This window comes from Nguyenibacter vanlangensis (assembly GCF_013376155.1).
GTDB classification, from domain to species: Bacteria; Pseudomonadota; Alphaproteobacteria; order Acetobacterales; family Acetobacteraceae; genus Gluconacetobacter; species Gluconacetobacter vanlangensis.
This window is the reverse complement of sequence record NZ_JABXXP010000363.1, coordinates 1-2,971: the sequence shown is the minus strand read 5'-3', so window position 1 is coordinate 2,971 and position 2,971 is coordinate 1. Positions and strand designations below refer to the sequence as shown.

Annotated in this window: 4 protein-coding genes; all 4 read right to left on the bottom strand. The window is 68.5% G+C overall.

Annotated elements, in window-relative coordinates:
* Positions 1-97: 97 nt before the first annotated feature.
* Entirely contained in the window at positions 98-664 is a 567-nt protein-coding gene (frr, locus tag HUK84_RS13885) for a ribosome recycling factor (protein ID WP_176640818.1), read from the bottom strand.
* Positions 665-759: 95 nt separating this feature from the next.
* Complete coding sequence (gene pyrH, locus HUK84_RS13880; RefSeq protein ID WP_176640817.1) at positions 760-1,500, bottom strand: UMP kinase; 741 nt, start codon at positions 1,498-1,500, stop codon at positions 760-762.
* 134 nt (positions 1,501-1,634) lie between these two features.
* Positions 1,635-2,537 (bottom strand): GTPase Era, encoded by a 903-nt coding sequence (gene era, locus HUK84_RS13875; RefSeq protein WP_176640816.1) that lies wholly within the window; start codon positions 2,535-2,537, stop codon positions 1,635-1,637.
* Between the two features lie 25 nt (positions 2,538-2,562).
* On the bottom strand, positions 2,563-2,971 hold a 409-nt coding region (locus tag HUK84_RS13870; protein WP_246285687.1), incomplete at its 5' end, for a ribonuclease III family protein.

Below are 2,971 nucleotides of genomic sequence, written 5' to 3'. Positions count from 1 at the left end.
CCGGTCGGGATCGGCCGCGACGCCGGCGTCCCCTGCCGCGCGCTTCATGGTGGTCCCGGCCAGCGGGCCGGGCACGGACCGAAGGGTCACGACGGGCTCAGACCTGCTTGATCTCGCGTTCCTTCTCCGCGAGCATCTCGTCGATCCGCTTCACATACTGGTCCGTCAGCTTCTGGACCGCGTCCGACCACACCTTGACATCGTCCTGGCCGATATCGCCCTTCTTTTCATGGGCCTTGGCCTGGTCCATGCCGTCGCGGCGGACGCCCCGCACCGCGATCTTGGCGTTTTCGGCGTATTTCCCGGCCGTCCGCGCCAGGTCGTTACGCCGTTCCTCGGTCAATTGCGGAATCGGCACGCGCACTGTCTGTCCGTCCGCCGCCGGGTTGAGGCCCAGCCCGCTGTCGCGAATCGCGCGCTCCACCGCCCCGACCAGCGAGCGGTCCCAGACCTGGACCGTCAGCATCCGCGCCTCGGGCACCGCGATCGAGCCGACCTGCGTCAGCGGCACCTCGCCGCCATACGCCTCGACACGCACCGGCTCGAGCAGCGCCGGACTGGCACGACCGGACCGCAAACCGGCGAAGTCGCGGCGCAGGCTTTCCAGCGCGCCGTCCATCCGACGGGTCAGGTCATCCAGCAGTGTCTTCTGATCAGCAGCCACAATGGCCCTCCATAGTCAAAACGGGCGGCGTATCGACGCGCCGCCCTGTCTCATCGTCCCGTGTCCGGCACCGTCGCGCAAACGGCGCGGAACATTCAGCGCGCCTCGACGATTCGGGTGAACAGCCCCTCGCCCCGCATCACCCGCGAGAACGCGCCCGGGGCGTGGATGTTGAATACCACGATCGGCAGCCGGTTCTCGCGCGCCAGGCTGATCGCCGCGGCATCCATGACATGCAGATCCTTGGCCAGCACGTCCAGATAGGTCAACGTCTCGAAACGGGTCGCATTCCCGTCCTTGCGCGGGTCGGCGGAATAGACGCCGTCGACCTGGGTGCCCTTCAGCAGGGCGTCGCAGTCCATTTCCGCCGCCCGCAGCGCGGCGGCGGTATCGGTGGTGAAGAACGGGTTGCCGGTGCCGGCGGCGAAGATCACCACCCTGCCCTTTTCCATGTGCCGCACCGCGCGCCGGCGGATATAGGGCTCGGCCACCGACGACATGTGGATCGCCGACATGACCCGGGTCGGCACCCCGTGGCGTTCCAGCGCGTTCTGCACCATCAGCGCGTTGATCACCGTGGCCAGCATGCCGGCATAATCGCCCTGGGCGCGGTCCATGCCGCGCGCCGCCGCCGCGACGCCGCGGAAGATGTTGCCGCCGCCGATCACCAGGCAGACCTCGACCCCCGATTGCGCCACCGCCGCCACGTCGCCGGCGATCGTGTCGACCATGTGGGGGGCGATGCCGTAGCTGCCGTCCCCCATCAGGGCCTCGCCCGATATCTTCAGGAGCACACGCCGATAATCATGGCCGTTTTCTGATGCTTGCTCGGTCATATGCCCCGGATCCTCCAAATGTGAACGAACGCCGGGGATGCCCTGGCCGGACCTCACCCATGCAATTCCTCTTATCGCCGCTCGTGACCGCTCACAAGCCGACGGGCGCAGAATAGCACCCGCCCGCGAAACCGTTACGACGCGTCGTCCAGGCCAATGGCCCGCAGGCGGGCGCGTTCCTCGTCCCAGCCGGCGCGTTCCTTCACGTTCAGGAACAGATGGCAGGTCCGATCCAGCAGGCGCGACAGGTCCTTGCGCGCGCGTTCGCCGATCGCGCGGATCCGGCTGCCCTTCTCGCCGATCAGGATCGCCTTGTGGCCCGGACGCGCGACATAGATCGTGACCTCGATCCGCACCGAGCCGTCGGGCTGCTCACGAAAACTTTCGGTCTCGGCCGTCGCAGCATAGGGCACTTCCTCGTGCGTCTGCAAAAAGATCTGCTCGCGCACCAGTTCGGCCGCCAGCAGCCGATCGGGCAGGTCGGTCAGGTCGTCCTCGGGATAAAGATAGGGCCCCTCGGGCAGCGACGCGGCCAGCGCGTCCAGCAGGTCCTCGACCCCGTCGCCGCTGCGCGCGCTGACCATGAAGACCTGCCCGACATCCAGCAGCGACGACAATTCGGCGGTCAGGGGCAGCAGCGCCTGGCGGTCCACCAGGTCGGTCTTGTTCAGCACCAGCCACACCCGCCGGCGCGATGACGCCAACCGGGCCAACCGGGCCACGATCGCGTGCACGTCATCAGCCAGGCCGCGCCGCGCATCGACCAGCAGCAGCGTGATGTCGGCATCCTCGGACCCCGTCCAGGCCGCGGCCACCATCGCCCGGTCCAGCTTGCGCCGGGGCTTGAAGATGCCCGGCGTGTCCACCAGCAGGATCTGGCTCGCCCCCCGCATCAGGATGCCCAGAACCCGAAAGCGCGTCGTCTGCGCCTTGGGCGAGACGATCGACAATTTGGCGCCGGCCATGCGGTTCAGCAGCGTTGACTTGCCCGCATTCGGCGCCCCGACGATGGCGACGAAGCCGCAGCGCGTGGTCATGATTCCTTTTCCTTTCGACGCGGCATCAGACGATTTGCCGCAACAGGTCGGCGGCGGCGGCGCTCTCCGCCGCACGCTTGCTGCCCGCCACCCCTTCGGCCGACTGTCCGGCCGCGGTGACCGCTATGACGAAGCGCGGCGCATGAGACGGACCGTCCACCTGCACCGTGCGATAGGCCGGCAAAGGCAGGCCGCGCGCCAGCACCCATTCCTGCAGCGCGGTCTTGGGGTCCTTGGGCGGCTGCGCCTGGGCCACGATCGCCTCGTTCCACGCCGCGCGCACGAACGCGCGGGCGGGCTCCAGCCCGCCATCCAGATAGATCGCCCCCAGGATCGCCTCGACCGCGTCGGCCAGGACATTGGCCATCTGCCGGACGCCGGCACGGGCCTCATGCTCGGCCACGTTCAGCACCGGCGGCAGGTCCATCCCCTCG